This window comes from Anaerocaecibacter muris, assembly GCF_943192945.1.
GTDB lineage: Bacteria > Bacillota > Clostridia > Christensenellales > Pumilibacteraceae > Anaerocaecibacter > Anaerocaecibacter muris.
The window spans coordinates 139,200-156,778 of the sequence record NZ_CALPCE010000004.1; the positions used below are offsets into that span (position 1 = coordinate 139,200).

At 46.1% G+C, this 17,579-nt stretch carries 20 protein-coding genes; all 20 read right to left on the reverse strand.

All coding sequences use genetic code 11. The annotated features are described in order from the left end of the window. Window positions 1-230: 230 nt before the first annotated feature. A complete protein-coding gene (locus NFR57_RS05005; RefSeq protein WP_251182740.1) occupies window positions 231-992 on the reverse strand; it encodes an adenine nucleotide alpha hydrolase family protein in 762 nt (253 codons plus the stop codon). Further along, window positions 980-1,687, reverse strand: coding sequence for a DNA-methyltransferase (locus NFR57_RS05010; protein WP_251182741.1), 708 nt, complete (start codon window positions 1,685-1,687; stop codon window positions 980-982). Before NFR57_RS05010 ends, NFR57_RS05005 begins: the two co-directional genes overlap by 13 nt. Beyond that, window positions 1,684-3,345 (reverse strand): DNA (cytosine-5-)-methyltransferase, encoded by a 1,662-nt coding sequence (gene dcm, locus NFR57_RS05015; RefSeq protein WP_251182742.1) that lies wholly within the window; start codon window positions 3,343-3,345, stop codon window positions 1,684-1,686. Before dcm ends, NFR57_RS05010 begins: the two co-directional genes overlap by 4 nt. Further along, window positions 3,345-3,845: a P27 family phage terminase small subunit gene (locus tag NFR57_RS05020; RefSeq protein ID WP_251182743.1), complete on the reverse strand. Its 501-nt coding sequence runs from the start codon at window positions 3,843-3,845 to the stop codon at window positions 3,345-3,347. Before NFR57_RS05020 ends, dcm begins: the two co-directional genes overlap by 1 nt. A gap of 205 nt (window positions 3,846-4,050) precedes the next feature. After that, a complete protein-coding gene (locus tag NFR57_RS05025) occupies window positions 4,051-4,386 on the reverse strand; it encodes a hypothetical protein (RefSeq protein WP_251182744.1) in 336 nt (111 codons plus the stop codon). 105 nt (window positions 4,387-4,491) lie between these two features. After that, window positions 4,492-4,857 carry an HNH endonuclease gene (locus tag NFR57_RS05030; protein WP_251182745.1) on the reverse strand — a complete coding sequence of 122 codons (366 nt, stop codon included), beginning with the start codon at window positions 4,855-4,857 and terminating at the stop codon, window positions 4,492-4,494. A gap of 81 nt (window positions 4,858-4,938) precedes the next feature. Continuing rightward, window positions 4,939-5,658, reverse strand: a complete 720-nt coding sequence (locus NFR57_RS05035) for a hypothetical protein (RefSeq protein ID WP_251182746.1) — start codon at window positions 5,656-5,658, stop codon at window positions 4,939-4,941. A 3-nt stretch (window positions 5,659-5,661) separates the two neighbouring features. After that, entirely contained in the window at window positions 5,662-5,949 is a 288-nt protein-coding gene (locus NFR57_RS05040; protein ID WP_251182747.1) for a VRR-NUC domain-containing protein, read from the reverse strand. 158 nt (window positions 5,950-6,107) lie between these two features. After that, entirely contained in the window at window positions 6,108-8,072 is a 1,965-nt protein-coding gene (locus NFR57_RS05045; RefSeq protein WP_251182748.1) for an AAA family ATPase, read from the reverse strand. 1 nt (window position 8,073) lies between these two features. Next, entirely contained in the window at window positions 8,074-8,442 is a 369-nt protein-coding gene (locus NFR57_RS05050; RefSeq protein ID WP_251182749.1) for a DUF7768 domain-containing protein, read from the reverse strand. Beyond that, on the reverse strand, window positions 8,432-9,136 hold the full coding sequence (locus NFR57_RS05055) for a hypothetical protein (RefSeq protein ID WP_251182750.1): 705 nt from the start codon (window positions 9,134-9,136) through the stop codon (window positions 8,432-8,434). Before NFR57_RS05055 ends, NFR57_RS05050 begins: the two co-directional genes overlap by 11 nt. An 18-nt stretch (window positions 9,137-9,154) precedes the next feature. Further along, window positions 9,155-10,177: a gp33 family protein gene (locus NFR57_RS05060; RefSeq protein WP_251182751.1), complete on the reverse strand. Its 1,023-nt coding sequence runs from the start codon at window positions 10,175-10,177 to the stop codon at window positions 9,155-9,157. Next, on the reverse strand, window positions 10,164-11,795 hold the full coding sequence (locus NFR57_RS05065; protein ID WP_251182752.1) for a DEAD/DEAH box helicase: 1,632 nt from the start codon (window positions 11,793-11,795) through the stop codon (window positions 10,164-10,166). Before NFR57_RS05065 ends, NFR57_RS05060 begins: the two co-directional genes overlap by 14 nt. Further along, window positions 11,776-12,003 (reverse strand): hypothetical protein, encoded by a 228-nt coding sequence (locus NFR57_RS05070; RefSeq protein WP_251182753.1) that lies wholly within the window; start codon window positions 12,001-12,003, stop codon window positions 11,776-11,778. The genes NFR57_RS05065 and NFR57_RS05070 overlap by 20 nt, the downstream gene beginning before the upstream one ends. Then, window positions 12,000-12,344, reverse strand: a complete 345-nt coding sequence (locus tag NFR57_RS05075) for a helix-turn-helix transcriptional regulator (protein WP_251182754.1) — start codon at window positions 12,342-12,344, stop codon at window positions 12,000-12,002. The genes NFR57_RS05070 and NFR57_RS05075 overlap by 4 nt, the downstream gene beginning before the upstream one ends. 726 nt (window positions 12,345-13,070) lie before the next feature. Continuing rightward, complete coding sequence (locus NFR57_RS08785; protein ID WP_338022267.1) at window positions 13,071-13,259, reverse strand: Trm112 family protein; 189 nt, start codon at window positions 13,257-13,259, stop codon at window positions 13,071-13,073. A 268-nt stretch (window positions 13,260-13,527) separates the two neighbouring features. Continuing rightward, window positions 13,528-14,127, reverse strand: a complete 600-nt coding sequence (lexA, locus tag NFR57_RS05080) for a transcriptional repressor LexA (RefSeq protein ID WP_251182755.1) — start codon at window positions 14,125-14,127, stop codon at window positions 13,528-13,530. Window positions 14,128-14,310: 183 nt separating this feature from the next. After that, entirely contained in the window at window positions 14,311-14,880 is a 570-nt protein-coding gene (locus NFR57_RS05085; RefSeq protein ID WP_251182756.1) for an HD domain-containing protein, read from the reverse strand. Between the two features lie 46 nt (window positions 14,881-14,926). Further along, window positions 14,927-15,844, reverse strand: a complete 918-nt coding sequence (locus NFR57_RS05090) for a TerD family protein (protein ID WP_251182757.1) — start codon at window positions 15,842-15,844, stop codon at window positions 14,927-14,929. Window positions 15,845-15,855: 11 nt separating this feature from the next. Further along, the gene (locus tag NFR57_RS05095) at window positions 15,856-17,571 is read right to left on the reverse strand and encodes a transglutaminase domain-containing protein (RefSeq protein WP_251182758.1); all 1,716 of its coding nucleotides are present in this window, start codon (window positions 17,569-17,571) and stop codon (window positions 15,856-15,858) included. Window positions 17,572-17,579 lie beyond the last annotated feature (8 nt).

The following is a 17,579-nucleotide window of genomic DNA, read 5'->3' on the forward strand; positions in this document are numbered from 1 at the left end:
TGATACTATTTTATTGAGCCGTTGCGTCAGCACCCCCACGGCTTGCCAGACGCCATTTGTCCATTAGGACGGGTAAACGAAATAAAGCAAAAGGGGGTATTGCGTATGATAATTTCAATCTTTATTCTGTTTTCTTTGATTTACATTTTTAAAATCAATTTCTTGGAAGTATTAACTTTGACATTTTCATTAAAATTATCGTTTACCCCCAAAGTGTTTTTATCGCCGCATTATAGCGGCGTTTTATTTATATCTTTCCAATGGAATTTCTTATCTTTTGATATTATTCCTTGCTCTTCCATCGAAAATCGTTTGTCAAAGTCGCGGACAGTGTGTCCGTTCCCTTTGAAAGACACGGGACTATCCGCATCCCATTTGAGCAATAATGCCCAATACTCTGGGTAATTCTTGCATAGTAACCGCAGTTGCTCTACACTTTGGTTGTGGCAAAACCAACAACCGCCACGGGCGGCGGTCGTATATATCGGACTCAATAGGTCATTTGATTCACACCACGCTCGGCACATTTCTTCCGTCCATCCGAACTCTACAAGCGGACTTCGCTTGGTTTCGGAGAGTGCATGGAATCTTCGCGGCTCATCCGCTGCGATGCCTATATAACAGATCGCGCCCTTTTGCACTTTGTCGAGAACACCAACCTTCAGCCGCGAGTTGCACCAATTTCCTTTTTGCAACGGAAATCCGTATATCTTTCCTCGATTACGGCTTTTCTTTCCGTTACATACATAGTAGAAATATTCCTCGTAAGTGTGCGACGCTGTAAGATGCTCAACGGGTATTCCGTACTTATCGAGTATTATCTTATCCGCCTTCTTTTTGAATTCCATCATGGGCGGAAGATCCGCCGGGATATCCTTCGTTGCCATTATCTCGACGTGTACGATTCGATCGAGCGGCAAACAATGTCGCTTTATTACTTCAAGCATGGCAAGGCTATCTTTGCCGTAGCTTATACTTGCTATATATTGCATCTTGCCTCCGCGATCCTTTGTTTTGCTATTGCGTACATTTTCGCATTCTTTTCTATCCCTATGAATTCTCTGTTAAGGCGGCGGCAAGCCACGCCTGTTGTACCGCTACCCATACAACAATCGAAAACCGTATCGCCCTCATCCGTGTATGTGCGTATAAGGTATTCGCATAATGCGACAGGCTTTTGTGTTGGATGTAAGCCTTTCTCCGAATTGAACTCCAACACACTCGTCGGATACCGCATCCCCGAATTCTCGGTGACCACTGTTTTTTGTTCGCCGTAGTTCGCACTGGCTCGACCACTCTTTATCGTGTACGCTTTGCCCTCTGTCATTTGCGGATTGTACTTTGGCAGTTTCTTATAAAATACCAAGAGGTTTTCGTGGCGTTTGAGCGGCATCTTCTTTGCATTTAGATGTCCGCTACCTTGTCGCTTTACCCATATCCATTCGTACTTCAAGAGCTTGGGATTGCTTGCACCGAGAATTTTGTCAAACGGTGTTTGTGCGAACAACACGATTGCGCCTCGATCTTTTATGATGCGTTCGAATTCCGTCCACAGCTTATCAAGCGGTAGCGGTCTATCCCACTCATTTCGCGTCGTACCGTATGGCAAGTCGGTAAGTATCATATCTACCGAACGGCTCGGCATATTTCGCATTACACAAAAGCAGTCATCGTTGTACAGTTTCATCTTTCACCAAAAAATAAAGCCTTGAAGATGTACTCCAAGACTTGCACCACGATTCCGTTCCCGGCTTGTCGGTATTGCTGTGTCGAACTCACATGGGCGGCGGCTATCTTGTCGATTTGCTCGTCGTGCCATCCCATAAGGCGTAGACATTCTCTGGGCGTGAGCTTGCGAATTCGCACGTTCTCCGTTATAACCGCATTCCCGTCGCCGCAAGTTAATGTGTGCGCCACGCCTTTTCCTACGCGCCCACGCTTGGTCTTGCTGCCGGGATAAGTAATGTTAACATAATCACCACGCTTCGCCTCTTCGTATCCACGCTTGGTTGCTACCTTGACCTGCAAAGGTTCTTCAAGTTTAAGCACAGCAGACATACCGCCTGCACACGAACACCGACTTGTCAGCGTCGGTGCAACGTCACTCACTTCTTGTTCGTTATAGGCGTTGAACATTTCGGGAATATACCCTTTTTCTGCGATGAAATCGTCATACCGTCGAGCAACGAAATCGCCTTCGACTACAAGGTTGTCTTTTTGTACGGATGTCAGCGTGTTGCTCACATCGGAATTTCCGAGTTCAAGCCGCTGCTCCAAGTGCTTGCCGGGAGAACGGTCCGACGGATCTTCGGGATTGCGACCGCGCATCGCCGCGATGCACACACAATTCTTTCTATCTCCCGTTAGTACGGCGTTACTTATTTCGTCATTGCGACACTCAAAGTGTTCCTCACGCTGTTTTCCTTTTAGGTTATAATCGCGGTCCACAGGTTGGAATTGTCCTGCCACCACGATTTTCAGTTCTGTATTTCCGCCGCCTTGACAATGCACAGTCGGAGACAGTCCGCTCGGCTCATACACTCTCCGCGAAATATCGTGCATCTTATCCCACTTGCCGCCAACCATTTCGCCGACTTGAACACATTGCGGTCCGCGCCAATCACGTGCCAACAACGTATTCGCCAAGTCATCCCCCTGCCGTACACTGTTACGACGAGCGTTAAATTGGGATGTAAGAATGCTCCGAATCGTGCTTTCTTTAAGGTAGTATCTTTCGTCCACTTCCTCATCCAACATATCCTTTAATCGTAAGATGAGTTCGCGGCGCTGAGGAAAGAAGAACGGTTCATGTTTGCCACGAATAGAAACGCAAAAAACACGCTCTCGGTTTTGCGGTATATCGTAATCTTTGGCATTCATAACTTGCCAATAGTTCGAGTACCCGAGCTGCCCCAAAAAAGAAAGCCAACTGTCAAAGTCGGCTTTGAAACGTTTGCTTACAAGGTTTTTTACATTTTCAAGTAATAGGTATTTCGGAAGCGTTCCATCTTGGGCGGCGGTATTGAGCAACCGCTCAACCTCAAACAGCAAGCCGCTGCGCGTTCCCTCTTTGATGCCTGCGCCTTTCCCGGCGACCGATATATCTTGACAAGGGAATGAGTATGTCCATAAGTCCGCCGCGGGGAGCGATTTGATTTGCCGTATATCGCCGAGATTGTTCGCCTTGCCATGTATCGCTTCGTAACTCTTTATCGCATACTTATCAATTTCGGAGATAGCTACCACCTCATGCGGCACCCCTATGTTTTTGAGTGCTTGCGTTTGGCTACCTATTCCTGCGAACAGCTCAACAAGCCGCAAAGGATTTTCTTGCGTGTATTCCATTAGCCGCCGCCACCTCCCAATATTTTTTCCATAATGTCGTCGTTCGGGTTTTTATCGTCCCACTTCGACAGTTTGCTTTCGCGTACCACGAGGTAGATTTTGCTCCACACCTCGTTTGTCTGCTTTAAGTATTGCTGTGCCATTGCCACGAACGGCGAGGGCATCGCTTTCCCGTTCGTCGGGTCTTTTACGAGTAGTCCGTGCTTGGTATTCATGTCTTCACACTCTAACCACCGCGCTTTGCAAAATGCGTACTCTTCCAAGTTGTACGGAAGAATTCCCGTTGTGCAGCCTATCCCTTTAAGCCAAGCGTACACCGTTCGGTATATCTCTTTTGCCTTTGCCGATAGGTAACTCGGCGGCTCACTCGGTAGTTCTATGCCTTCAGCATTAAAGGTCACTACCTCTATCGGGCGGCGGCCTGGATTGCCTTCGAGTGCTTTTTGGGCGGCGGCTTTTCTTGGTCTGCCTGCGCCCGGTCTTCGTCCACCGCTTGCCATATTCCCTCCTCTTTGATTTTTGATATTTTTGATTTTCCAGATAAAATCAAAAGGGCGGCGGTCACCGTCCTTTAACTACGTTAAACTTTTTCGATTTTGATTTTTCCGTTTGATTTTTGATTTTGCGAAAACTTGCGCGAAGGTGCGGCCCCGCTCTTAGGTGCTTAACCGTCAGCTTTTTGCCCGCCCCTATCTTTGCGCGTGGTCACGCGAGTGGGCGCAGTACCATCACCTCTTCCACGCACTCGATCTTGTACCGACCGACGTGCCTCTCCGCAATTCGTAACGGACAGCTTGTGGTATCCTTATGCTCACCGCGCATCGGTCTACCGCCGCGCTCTCTGCGTAACGCAAGCATATCTTGGTTTTCACTCTCGCCCCACACAACTGCGGCATCTTGTAGCCCATACTTTTCTATCGCCTTACGGCTGAACCGCACGAGTCCGTTCTTGTATATGGTTACTTCGGGCAGCTCTTTCGGTTTCTCTTCTACCTGCTCGAACACAAAGTTTTCGGCAGTTACATTTTCTTGGTTTACCATACCTACTCCTTTCGGCTAACGCCTTTTTATTGGTAGGTACATCATATCGTCTTTTTTCGAAAGAGCCCAGCGAAACAGCGACGAAAACTCAAACTTTTTCAAACTTTATTTTCTACTGAATCGGCTACCTTCTTCTACCGACTTTCGGCTGTGGCAACTCCAACATAGGCTTTGCAGGTTACTCGGTGCGAATTTATCTCCGCCTTGCTTGATAGGTTTTATATGATCTACCATAGTTGCTTTCGTTCGCTTTCCTGCTTTTAGGCATTCTTCGCAAAACGGCTGACTGTCGAGCTGTCGCTTTCGCGCCGCTCTCCATTCTGGCGTTTTGTAAAAATTCTTTGAAAAGTCATCTCGCCCGTATTGGTTATACTGTTTATCCGTCAGCCGTTTGTGTTCCTCACAATATTGCCCTTCCACAAGTTTCGGACACCCTGGATAACTGCACGGTCGCTTGGGTTTTCTCGGCATTGGTTTTTCCCTCCGTCAATTCCATTATACGGGCGTTTACCGTGCTTTTCGTTTACTTTCGTTTACTTTCGTCTACTCTTTTTAGGCACGGCTTGCAAATAAAATTTCAAGCATTTGCAAGGCTCGGTTTTTCTTTTTGTAGATTGCGGCTTTGCAGTAGCCGAATTGATTTCCGAGTTTGCTCATAGACTTACCCTCTATATACAGTCCGCGAATAATTGCCTGCGCTTCATCGTCAAGTGCGGCAATACACACGTCTATAAATTCCATATCCTCTTTCAGTCGTTTGGATTCTACCGTTCCACCGACCGCCGCTTTTGCTTTATTGAGTTTATAGTTTTTCAATAGGTCTTGTATTACCGCCATAGTTTTTTTACCGTCCTTTCCGTATTCGTCTTCGATTAGCCGTTTTTGTTCGGCTTCCCTTATTCTCAAATCCCACACCCAATCGGTTGTTTCTTTTGGATCGAGTGGCGATTGTAGCCACAGCTTGATTTGTCCGTCATCTTCAAGTTCGCGTGTCCATTCGTCTGCCCGGCATACGCCTGCTAATTCCCACAATTGCATTTTTCCAAAGCGTTTGCCCTTGTAGAAAAACAACATAAGCATTTCATCGGTTTGTTCGTCGAGATACTTGATGCGGAAATAGAATCCGTTTATCCGACCGACACGACCGTCTATGTATTCCTCGGTTTCCCGTTTTATATCCGCTTTCGGTATCGGCTGACCAAATAAACATTCGTAATCAAACCGAGCCTCGTCGGTGACCACTACTTTGTTGATTACTATTTCCGCTGCCATTGCTTACTCCTTTTCGAATGCCGTTATTACCTGTCGCACTTCTTCTACCGACCGTACTACCAATGCGTATCCGCCTGCGGCTATTATCTGCCGTATCGTTTGCGCTTGCAGTACCGTCGGCGTGTTTTTCCCGACCTTACACTCAAACGCTATAAACCGCCCACGGTAGCAGACTATTAAATCGGGAATCCCTGCCGTGCCATACATACCACCGTGTTCTTTCCAAAAGAATAGGTTTTGCACGGTCTTTAAGTATTCAGATATTTTCCTTATCAAATCGCTTTCTTTCATTTTTACCTCGTTTACAAACATAAGTGTCGCAAGTGTCGTATGTGTCGATAAACGACACTTAAACACAACGACACTAACTCACTCTTGTGGATTTATCTGTTTTTTTGCTCGACGCTTTCGACACTTGCGACACTTACTTCACTAAATGCGACGCTTTTTTATTCGTCATCGCTGTCGTATATAGTGCGTTGGTAGCCGAATGCTCCGTTTCGCACTATACGCTTGAAAGTGTGTGTTCGCGCAGAACTGCGTGTCACCGTATGTTCTATGTCATCACAATGCAAGCGGTATTCATACTTACTTATGAGCTTGCCTACTCCCGTCGCTGACTCCGCGAGTTGCTTGCCCGTTATATCGTAGACTGCTTTCATCAATTCCGCCGCCGAACCTTTCCATCCGCCCATCGGGTTGCGCTGGATGAGTTCTTTTATCGTGATGACTATGGGACTGTTCTCATATTCTTGGCGTTCTTTTTTCGCCTCTATTTCCTCGGCTGTGCCGCGCACTTCCCATAGATAATCGTACTTATTGAACTGCACGACAATGGACGATTGCTCGATGTCGCGCCCCGTCATACTCATTGTCGCATCCTCGTCGTTACGCTTTTTCTTCGAGATTACGAAGACGGTGTCCGCCGCCCCCATAAGTGCCGTGCTACCGCTTATCATATTGTACACATCGCTCTCGTCCGCCATTTTTCGCAAGTGATGGACGAACAGCATTGTGATGTGATTCTTGTCGGCAAAGCGTTTCAGTTCGCCCATCTCGCGGTAGTCTATCGAATACATCGATTCCTTGCTTGACGGCTTACCGCGCACCTTTTGCAAGGTGTCAATAATGATGAGTTTGATGTTCGGGTATGCCTTTATCTCTTCGACCACTTTTTCCATGAATCCGTGGTCGATAGGATCGGCGTCGAGTGCGAAATGCACACCGCTCGGCGCACGCTTGCCTTTGAGCATTTTTTGCATTCGGTCTTTAAGTCGCGCTTTGCTGTCTTCCAATGCGTAGTACAAACACTCGCATTTCTTTGTGGCGTACCCCAAGAATTCCGCGCCTTCGGCTACCGCCAAGCATAGTTGCAACATCATCCACGACTTGCCGAGCTTCGATGGCGCACACAGCAATGCGAGTCCTGTCGGGAGCATACCGTCCACGATCCACGTCGGCGGAGCAACGTCTTCGTCCTGCAATTCCGATGCGGTGAAACTGTCTTTTGCCGTGGCGTACTTTTTCTTGGCGGCGGTCTTTGCCACTTTGAGATTTCGTTCGAGTTGCGGTTTGTCTTTGAGCAGTAGTTCGTTCGGGTCTTTGCACTCGCCTGCTACATTTGATACATCGTAAGGAATATTAAGTTCGAATAACACGGTTGCAAGCTCAGTGCTTGCCTTGCGCCCGGCATCGTCGTTGTCAAGCGCGAGGATGAGCGTTGCCGATGGCTTTTTGACTTTCACGGCATGGATGAGTTTGTTGATATTTCCCACGCCGCATAGTGCCATTGCCGGGTGTCCGCATTGCATTATTGAGAGTGCGCAGATCGGAGACTCGACGACGAACACGGGCGATTTGCTCTTGTACATAATCTCGCCGTTAAATAGCGGCTCCGCACCTGCATCCTCGGTCTTCGGCTTGTAGAATTTCTTATCTACCACGCTGCGCGTTTGATAGTATGTAAGTGCCGAGGAATACGGTATCACCGCCGACCGATGATAGACATCATACCCCAAGCAATATTTCTTCACGGTGGCGGCGGTCAGTCCGCGTCGTTTGAAGTAGTCGGTTTGTCCGACATCGGCAATGCACTTTTTGAGATATGCTTTGATGTCGAACTTTCCGGGTTTGTTCCCCTCGTCAATATCGATGTGGTATGTTTCCGCCAAGAACTTTGCCGCATCGATAGGCTCGATATTCTTTATCTTCGACACGAACGCTATGACGTCGCCCGTCGCGCCACACCCGAAACACGTAAAGATGTTAGTCTTGCGGTCAACGGAAAACGACGGCGTTTTTTCGCTATGGAATGGACATAGACCTTTGTCGTTGCCATTAAGCTGTACGCCAAACAGCGATACTACCTCGGCTATGTGTACATTGTTTTTTACTTTTTCGAAAATGTCTGCCATCCTATTTCTCCGTTTCCTGCAAGCCTATCCACCGTATCTTGATTTGCTTCTTCCGAGCGTAGTTGATTTCGGTGCGCATCCCTTTGGATACCGTCGTCCCACACACCCACAGCTCGTCACAGTGTTCCAATAACTCAAGCCCCATCGCCATTCCGTCTTTGCGCTCTTTCGGATTCTTATCGTCGAGAAACTGCGTGAAGATGGTGTGCGGTGCAAGCGGTATATATCCTTGACTGTAAGCGAACCGCGCATAGTAGTTAGCTTTTTCGATATTGCGCTTGACATCGCCTTTAAGCGGTGAGCAAATGTAAATTAGAGGCTTGGGCGGCGGTCTACCCACCGCCCGTACCTCGTCCGAGCTACTCTTCATCGAGCGCCGCGACCTTGTTCGCCATCGCCTTGACCTGTTCGCTCATCGGCGCAACGGCGGCGAGTTCCGCATCGGTAAGCACACGGTCCAGAGCAAACACCGCCTGCGAGTAGTTGATACCGCCGCTGTTCTGCGCTTTCTTCAACGTGAACTTGGTGACTACTGCGTTGGTCTTTTTACCCTTCGAAAGCAGGCGCATTACATACTTCGAGAATTCGCCGAGGCTCCCCGTCGGCAACGACAGTATGATCGGGAGTTGTTCGCCCTCACGCAAGAGATAAATCCTGCGCTTTTGCTTGCAAGCCTTCGCGCCGTTCTTGCCGCTGCCGAATTTGTTGAACGGACAGTCGGCGCACGACTTGACCTCGCCCGTTTCCGCAACGATACCGATGTGACCGTCCATCGACCCACAGTCGGGCGGATTGTTGCCTCCCGTGTACTCTTCCTCGTAGTAACAGTTGATGGGATGGTGATGCAGTATTACCGCCTTGAATTCCTTGACGGAGTCGGGACTGTCGGGATCGTCGCCCGGCACTTCGAACGCCAAGCCGCCGCCCGACGGGATTTTGATGCGGTCGAACGAGAGATTGAGTCCGGCGAGCTCGTCCGCCATGATGCCGCCGAGGTCTACGCCTCCCGTGTACTGCGCCACTGCGCTGCCGTTGTCTTCGCTTTTCACGATTTCGTTTGCCATGTTCTTTCTATCTCCTTTTTAATATTTTTTTGACTTTGCTACGCGGATGCTGTTTTTCTCCGCTATCTTGATGAGACCGTCCAACCATTCGGGCAACACCCCATCGTTGCTTGCAATGAGTTCTTTGACCGTTGCGGTCAGCGTTTGGCTGTTGATGGTGAATAAATCCTCAAAGCCGTTCGCTTTCATCGCCTCCCACAACTCGGGTTTGCGGTCGGGCTCCGCCGATGGATATTCCTGAGTAACGAGCGAGAAAGTCGTGCCGTCGCGCTTGAACGACGTGACTTCCTCCGTCGTCATTATTCCAATCATCTCCGTTGTTACCCCATCGATTTCCTCGTTGATGCCTTTTACCTCGGCATCGAGAACGCTCTTTCTTTCTCTCAGCTCTTTGAGCCGATCCGAAAGTTCCAACAGTTGGTTATTCAATTTATACCTCCCACTTTGTTTTATTGCTTGGTCAATCGGAATCCCTTTTTTCAGCCTATCCTCTACCGTGCTGCGCGGCTGTCCGTAGATGCGGCACAGTTCGGCAAGCGTGAATTCCTTTCCGTATAACGTGTACTTTTTTGTCTTGCCCGTGTTGCGGTGTTGCCGTACGGCGGTTATCCACTCGCAGTTCGACGGGCAATAGTTACCATCGTTGTCTTTGCGTTCTATGGTGAGTCCGTCCTTGTACCCGTTTTGCATCGCCCAATAGAAGAATGCCTCGAACTCCGCCCACTCGTCGCACACGCTTATTCCGCGTCCGCCGTAATACCGATAGTCTTTGCTCTTCGGATTACTGCATCGCTGTTTCATATTCGTCCATATCCGATGCAAGCGCAATTCGCTATTCGGCATTACTCTTTGCATTTGGCGGTAACAGCCGCATGACAGCGTATGTCCGTTCGTTAGGTCGGTGCCGCGCACTATCGCCGTTCCACCGCATTCACAGTTGCATCGCCACATAAGTGCGGCGTTCTTTCCTTGCGGCGGTAGCTTCTCGACCGCAGTCAACCGTCCGAAATGCATTCCCGTTAAATCTTTAACTTTGCCCATTGAGCAGTTCCCTCCAATTGTCCACCATAAGGTTTGCTATATCTCCTTTGTGCTTGAGTGCGTGCAGTATCTTTTCGTCCACCGTTCCCTTGCCGACAAGATGTATGTAGAGACACTTTTCTTTTTGACCGATACGATGTATTCTCGCTCTCGATTGCTCGTAGTTGGCATACGAAAAATCAAGCGAATAGAACACTGCGACATTGGCTGCAGTCAGCGTCAACCCCATTCCCGTGGTTTGCAGTTGCCCCACGAATACTCTAATGTTCGGGTCTTCTTGGAATTTCTTGACTTGGTCCGCCCGGTCGGTGGTTGCGCCGTAAATAAGCGAGTACCCGATTTTCTTTGTTTTCAGCATTTCCTCGATGCCTTCGATTTCGGGTACGAACCGAGCGAAAACAACAACCTTTCGTCCTTCGTCCATACACGCATCGATAATATCTTCGAGTGCATCAAGCTTGGCACTGCTGACCTGCTCGGCTTCGCCTTTTATATCGTCGCGTATAAATCCGCCCGAACATTGCGAGAGCCGCAGGAGCTGCGTCAGCACATTCCGTGCCGTTACCTCACCGTTATTGAGCTCGGCGTAGCAGTCCTTTTCGATGCGCCTGTAGATGGATTGCGCCTGCGGCTCCAACGGCACTATGCGCGTTTCATCTATGAAAGGCGGAAGATCCACTGCGTCCTCGATCTTGATTCGGAACGCTACACTATGCACCTTTTCCACCAATTCTGCGATGTGACGATAGCCGACAATCATTCGGTTTTGATAGCCGCCCATCACAGCATACCGACTTCGAAAGAGATAAAAACTCGTACCGAGAATGCTATCGTTTAGGAATTTGTATTGTGAGAAAAAGTCGAGCGGACTCCCAGTCACAGGTGTCCCGGTTAGTATCATATTGTACTTACTGATGCGCCCCAAACGGTGCAAGGCTTTTGACTGTGTTGCCGATGGATTCTTGATTTTCGAGGACTCATCGCACACGATTAGGTCTGGCTTCCACTTGGTTATTTCGCTCTCCAACCGCCAACAGCTTTCGTAGTTTACGACGATGATTTGGAGTGCTTGTCCTTGCATAAAATCGAACGCAGCCTTCTTCTTTTTCATCTCGCCGTCGAGTACGGTGAGCGCATACTTATAGTCCGCGAACTTACGAAACTCTTCTTCCCATACTCCGACAATGGATTTTGGACTGACAATTAACATTCGCTTGATGCCCTTTTCCTTTTCAAGCGTACCCGTGATTGCTATTGTCATCATAGTCTTGCCCGTTCCCATATCTGCAAGTAAAGCAACGCCTTTACTTTTTTCAAACGATTCGAGCGCAAAGTCGTAAGCATTCTGCTGATGAATAAAGAGTTTTGCCTTGACCCTCGGTGTGGGATGCGCACAAACCGCTACAAATGCGTCACGTCGGCTTTTATGCATCGCAGCGAGTGTTTTATCGAGTTCGCAACCTATAAGCGACAGCGTGGCGACATTCTCGCAGGAAAGCGGCACAACCCAACACTTATCTTCCGCATCATACTGCCTACCGTCTATCTCCTTGATACTCTCTTTGTAGAGGTAGCTGTCGTAGATTCGGATGGTTTCGTTAGATTGGACAGCGTACATTTATGCCCTCCCAATCGATTACCGTAAACATCTCCTCCGCTCCGAACATTTGCATCAGCCGTTCGCTTTGCGCGTAATCAAACTCTTCGCCCACGGTCAGCATCCTCGCCAATTCGTATGCCGTTAATCCCAATTCTTTGGCGATAAAACGAAAGCCGACGTTCGATTTTTTTATCATTGAAATGAATAATTTTCTATGTACCTTCATTGATTTCTCCTCGGCTCTTTGAATGTTTTTAGGATCGATTGCATCACTGCGAGTTCGTTTCCCGTGAGCCCTTTTGACAGTTCTTCCAACAGTTCGGACTGCTTGTCCGTTAGGTATTTTTTACCGAGTCTATAATCTTGGTCTACATGGATTCCGCCTCCTTTACCCTGCGTAGTGTAGATGGGATAGGACAGCGAAAGGTATTCTATATCTCTTCGTATTGTGCGTTCGCCGACGCCGAACTCAGTCGCAAGATTTTCGACTGTGTCGTATCTTCGTTCGCATAAAACTTCGAGAATTTCTTGCCTGCGTTCAAGCGCGCTTTGCACTGTTCTATCCATCTCCTTTGCCCTTGATGAGCGTATTCTAACGGGTAAAGCGGACACCTAATGACCGCTTATAAAAAGTTTTTTGAATTATTTTCGTGGATCAGTAAATCTTCCACTTGATAATTCATATATTGGTAAGTTACTCTAATTCGCAGATACTATATAATACGTAAAACCGATACATATGTAAGGCAATTTTGTATATTTTTTTAATTTTTTTCTAAAAACAAAAAAGCCACCGACAGACGATTCACCCTTGCTGGGGATTATTTCGTCTATCGGTGGCCTCTCAAAAATGGTTTAACTCACCGTTTGATATGTCTTCCGCTTTTAGGTTTTACGTGTCACTGTTTCAGACCGACCTAAGGCTGACATACCTATGTATTTTATATTCAATTGTTATAATAACTGCTGTTTGTTTGGTGCGTACACATCAAGCTGCACGTGTCTTCGCGTTATTGGTCTTGACACCGTCACTGTGCCGCATTTGTGGCAGGTCATTCTTATCATGCCACTGTCGTCTTGCCACCCAATGATGTCTGCGCCGCAGTTCACGCATTTCATTCGCTTGGGAGCAATGTTGGTTTGGTTAATCATACACTACCCTCCGATTTTTCCCATAGTACAAAATCTTTGGATTATCTTTACTTCATTAGTGCGGTCGGGAACTCCAACACCGAAGATGGATGCTTTTGTACTTTATATATCATCGGCTGCGACCGGGGCAAGTCGCATTCGCTAATATTTACCGCACATAGCTGCAAGCTGCTTTCCTGTGTAGACAGGTATTTTTGTTACCTTTGCAAAGTCCATTGCTTTATATGCTTCTCCGCACTTCTCGCATATCATCCAACCGTCCGTTTCTTCGAGATACAAGTGCCTATTTATCGTTTTGCACTTAGGACATTTTACATCATACCCTTGCATGGTTCGCTACTCCTTTCGGTGACTTGTATTGCACCGTTATTACTGTATTGTCATCCTCTTCCGTCGGGCGCTGCGCCGAAATCGTTTTCTTACCGAATATGCTTTGTTTGAATCGCAGGATCGCGCCGCAATGCGGACATACCGACTGTTTCTCGCGCAAACCGAAATCCAAGATGTTTTCGCCTGCGCACATTACACAATACCTTTTCTTTTTCATATTCTATCTCCTATTTGATTATTTGTTGATTGCGTTAATGTGCTTTTTCCATCATAAATCTTTTAATACTTTAATCGCTACTCCTTGTATTTCGCAAGACTTCACTATGATATCATCATAGTTTGGATTTTCGGGATGCAAAATGATCTTCCGATGTTTCTCATCGCGGTACAGCCGTTTGAGCGTATTTTCATTATCTACAAGTGCCACAACGATATCTCCGTCGTCGGCTTCGCTTGCCTTCCGTACTATGACTATATCATCGTCATCTATCCCGGCATTAATCATCGAATCACCGTTGGCTCTCAGTAGAAAATACTCGCCCGATCCAAGCCACTCCGTCGGAATGCGTATGTAACTTTCTACGCTCTCCTCCGATAATAACGGCTGTCCGCATGATACACTCCCTATGAGCGGAATACTGACCGAATTTTCCTTTGACTTGGCAATTCGTTCCGTAGTTATTTTTCCGCCGTCATATTCGAGCATCCCTCGCTCGTTCATTTCCTGAAGATACCGCGACATCGTTGATGCACTTAATCCAAGCCGAGTTCCCAATTCCCTCGTAGTAGGTGTTCGCCCGGTCTGTGAAAAAAAGCCGTCCACCGCCGCCACAATATCCATCATTAACATTTCGTCTTTCGTGCGCATCGAAAAACCTCCGTATTTTCTATCTGCAACAACTTGTTTCAGATAGGCGTATTATACAACTTGTTTCCGTATTTGTCAAGAGTCAAATGTCCTTGTTTCGGGACAGTCTTAAATTTTTTATAGAAAACAAAAAAACGACCAGTTACGGTCGCTTCTCGTTCTTACTATATTCAAAAATTTATCTTATGTTTGCGAAAAACCAAACACCGCAATTAATAATTCAACATATTCCTTAAAGGCGCATGTTTCTTTGATTTCTTTACACAGCCGCTCGGCGATTCCATTATAGTACCAATCGTGTTTCGATTTGTCTTTTACATTAAACCTCTTCCAAAGCTCATCCCCCACCTCTACATAATCATGGTATATAGCACGCATATTAGACAGTTTATCGGCAAGGATTATGATTTGCTCGTCTTTGCTTGCTTTTGGAATATAGTCGAGAGTTTCCTGTTTCCGTATTTCCCAGGTTTCTGCAGCCGGCCTGTCCTCACGCTTATCTTCGCTATCAGCACATACAAGACTGGTAATTCTTTTGCCGAACTGTGCTTCAAGCTGTTCCTTTGTGGTGGATGTGTCCTCTATGACATCATGCAATACCGCCGCCGCAATCACTTCTTGATCAGTGGTCATACTTGCTACAATTGCCGCCACTTCCAGCGGATGAACGATATAAGGAACTTTACTGCTTTTCCGATACGCTCCACTATGCGCCTCGGTTGCAAAGATTATTGCTTTATCAAATATAGTCATTAACCTATTCTCCCGTCTAACTAAATCCTGGTCTAGACCTTTGTTACTATCTTATGCTCATAACTTCATCAGCTAATTGACTAATATTTTCCGCATGGCTCCCTTTCCCTATTGCCTTAAACAACCATTCTCCTCCACGTCGATATGCCACACCTATTACTAATGCTGTAAAGTTTTTCATATTAGCATTAACTTTATATTCTATTATAGCTTTTCTCGAAACAGGATCATAAAGGCGTATGTACATATTTTTTACATTGCCGAGCTGTTGATGCCTTGATCGGCATTCATAGATATTCAATACAAATATAAGTCTATCTCTATTTTGAGGTACTTTGTCAAGATAAACCGTAATGTTTTCATCGTCGCTCTGATTTCCATCCTCGTCCTCACCAGTCAAATTATCCCCATGATGAACAACACAACCAGACGGGTGCTGCAAATCACCGAAATACACAATTTCCTTTCCTGCGTTCCCGGCTACAACAACAGAAGAGTCAACATCCATATTGTGTCCGATAACCGTTGGATCCCATCCCACCCCAACAATTATTTTCGAAAGTGGTCTATTATCCGCAAAATGTATTTTAACTTCTTGCCCTTGCGATAATCTTACAATATCGCCCTCTTTGTAGCCTCTGCCTATAGCAGATGCAGAATAATCTATTTCGAGATTATTGCAATATATGCACTGAAAATTATACTCTTTTGACCGACAATTAAAAGATTTTTGCGGGCATGAACATCCTGACACAACCCTCTTCCCGCACTTTTTACAGGGTTGGAGGTTATCATTTGTCATGAATGATGATTGCTTTACTTCGGACGATATAACCGACGCTTCTTCTTCGGTAATATTAATAAAATTAACTACTTTCCACACTCCGCCGAATTGCTTTATCTCAAGCCCAAAATGTTGATTGGTGTTTTTACAATATGCCTTGATGAATTTTGTGTTTTTCATAATCGAACTCCTTAATTGAAATATTCTTTACTTGCCCCTTTAGAAGCAAATACACTACCATTACGTGCAAGTTGCAGTCTAGCACTTTCCAATATGTTTTCTTTGCCATTGCAAACTATATTCGGCATCCTTGTCCAAATTCTATCAGATTGAAAATCAGCATCAGAAAGTCCATAATATTTATAACGTGCCTTACCGCATTTTCGTGCGTCCCATGTTACATCAACGTGGTAATAATTTTTTTTGTCAAAACTAATTACATTCCATGCGTGATAATCGGGAGAACCTTTAATTTTTCCGCAAATCACCTCGCAGATTATTCCTTGCGCAACAAGAATCCTTTTATATGCTTCTGCATATCCTTGACATACGCATTTGCAGTTTATCAATGCCCCATAAGCACTTTGCATATAACTTTTTTCAAGTGGTTTTGCTTCTTCGTCCAACCAATATGTAACGGTTTTAGCCAAATAATTATGTGCTATGAAAGCCTCCATCCCCGATAGATTCAAATCGCCGCCACCACTGCATAGTGCTTTTGTATCCTTAACAGAGATTTGTTTACTCTTTTTTTCTTTCTTTACATTTACAAGGTGTTTTTGATAGATGAGTTCTCTGACAACCTTTTTAACGGTATTTACTCCATAAAACTTCCCGTCACTCTTTTCTTCCGAGATGCGACTGAAAAAATAATCCCACGAGGGTTTCGCAATTGAAAAGCCAAATCTTCTCAATTCATTCTCAGCGCATTCCTTTATTTCATTTTGACTAAGAGGCGGGAACGTTACGGTCTTAACACTAAGCAAATCAGACAGTGAGTATTTGATTCTTTCAAGCACGTCCTTATCTACAAAAGGTATTCTAAACACTACTATATACTCATTTGCATGCTTTTCAACGGTTCGTAAAAATTGCTTGAAATATCGATTGTCCGTTCTGTCCATCCATTCGCTTATATCTACACATAGCACCTTAAGATTTTTTTCACTGCCGCTATTTAAGGCGTTCATTGCCCCTTCAAACGGTTCTATTCCTTCACGGTAGGCATCGATACGTTCTTCGCGTACCGGGCGAGATGCTATAGAGCATAGTTTGCATTCCGAGATGAGCTGCGCCATTAATTCCAGATATGTGGTAAGTCCACAACCATCGCCGATTGAAAAAAGGTAGCATTGATTGGTGAATACCTCATATGTATCTGTTCGCGTGATTTCTTCCGCTATGCCCAATATCTCATTTGATAACGCTTTGAATTCCGCCGCCCCAACTAGCGCATTTATTTTGTCAATTGCTGCGCCACCGTCTTTTGATTTTTCGGATACATCGGCACTATCCTCATCCACTTCATGTTGCAATCGTTCAATTAGTTCCTGACGCCGACGCTCCAGATATGCACGCCGATCTTCTTGCTTTTGTGAATCAACATCCTCTTCTTGTTGCTCTTCATCCACAACATCACTTGACTGAAATGAGACTATATCGTTTACTTTATCTTCGGGATAATGCTCCGCGAATAGCCGCATTATGCAATCTTTGATGCCACCATAATCCACAAGCTGCTCATCATATACAATGGTAATGGTTGTAAGAGAGCTATCCTTAATTATTAAGTTTTTATCCGATGACAATGTCGCTTTGATTACGGCAATAGGTAATTCATCATCATCTCGGTGCTGTAACACCCACTTGCCATCCAACTCTATTGTTATTTGTTTCTTAGTGCTCATTTTCGTTT

Coding starts and splice junctions, on each gene's coding strand:
- NFR57_RS05065 (WP_251182752.1), bottom strand. CDS start 11,795: ATGTACGCTGTCCAATCTAACGAAACCATCCGAATCTACGACAGCTAC.
- NFR57_RS05045 (WP_251182748.1), bottom strand. CDS start 8,072: ATGGCAGACATTTTCGAAAAAGTAAAAAACAATGTACACATAGCCGAG.
- NFR57_RS08785 (WP_338022267.1), bottom strand. CDS start 13,259: ATGCAAGGGTATGATGTAAAATGTCCTAAGTGCAAAACGATAAATAGG.
- NFR57_RS05075 (WP_251182754.1), bottom strand. CDS start 12,344: ATGGATAGAACAGTGCAAAGCGCGCTTGAACGCAGGCAAGAAATTCTC.
- NFR57_RS05030 (WP_251182745.1), bottom strand. CDS start 4,857: ATGCCGAGAAAACCCAAGCGACCGTGCAGTTATCCAGGGTGTCCGAAA.
- NFR57_RS05055 (WP_251182750.1), bottom strand. CDS start 9,136: ATGGCAAACGAAATCGTGAAAAGCGAAGACAACGGCAGCGCAGTGGCG.
- NFR57_RS05010 (WP_251182741.1), bottom strand. CDS start 1,687: ATGAAACTGTACAACGATGACTGCTTTTGTGTAATGCGAAATATGCCG.
- NFR57_RS05020 (WP_251182743.1), bottom strand. CDS start 3,845: ATGGCAAGCGGTGGACGAAGACCGGGCGCAGGCAGACCAAGAAAAGCC.
- NFR57_RS05070 (WP_251182753.1), bottom strand. CDS start 12,003: ATGAAGGTACATAGAAAATTATTCATTTCAATGATAAAAAAATCGAAC.
- dcm (WP_251182742.1), bottom strand. CDS start 3,345: ATGGAATACACGCAAGAAAATCCTTTGCGGCTTGTTGAGCTGTTCGCA.
- NFR57_RS05095 (WP_251182758.1), bottom strand. CDS start 17,571: ATGAGCACTAAGAAACAAATAACAATAGAGTTGGATGGCAAGTGGGTG.
- NFR57_RS05060 (WP_251182751.1), bottom strand. CDS start 10,177: ATGGGCAAAGTTAAAGATTTAACGGGAATGCATTTCGGACGGTTGACT.
- NFR57_RS05025 (WP_251182744.1), bottom strand. CDS start 4,386: ATGGTAAACCAAGAAAATGTAACTGCCGAAAACTTTGTGTTCGAGCAG.
- NFR57_RS05050 (WP_251182749.1), bottom strand. CDS start 8,442: ATGAAGAGTAGCTCGGACGAGGTACGGGCGGTGGGTAGACCGCCGCCC.
- NFR57_RS05090 (WP_251182757.1), bottom strand. CDS start 15,844: ATGAAAAACACAAAATTCATCAAGGCATATTGTAAAAACACCAATCAA.
- lexA (WP_251182755.1), bottom strand. CDS start 14,127: ATGCGCACGAAAGACGAAATGTTAATGATGGATATTGTGGCGGCGGTG.
- NFR57_RS05040 (WP_251182747.1), bottom strand. CDS start 5,949: ATGAAAGAAAGCGATTTGATAAGGAAAATATCTGAATACTTAAAGACC.
- NFR57_RS05085 (WP_251182756.1), bottom strand. CDS start 14,880: ATGACTATATTTGATAAAGCAATAATCTTTGCAACCGAGGCGCATAGT.
- NFR57_RS05035 (WP_251182746.1), bottom strand. CDS start 5,658: ATGGCAGCGGAAATAGTAATCAACAAAGTAGTGGTCACCGACGAGGCT.
- NFR57_RS05005 (WP_251182740.1), bottom strand. CDS start 992: ATGCAATATATAGCAAGTATAAGCTACGGCAAAGATAGCCTTGCCATG.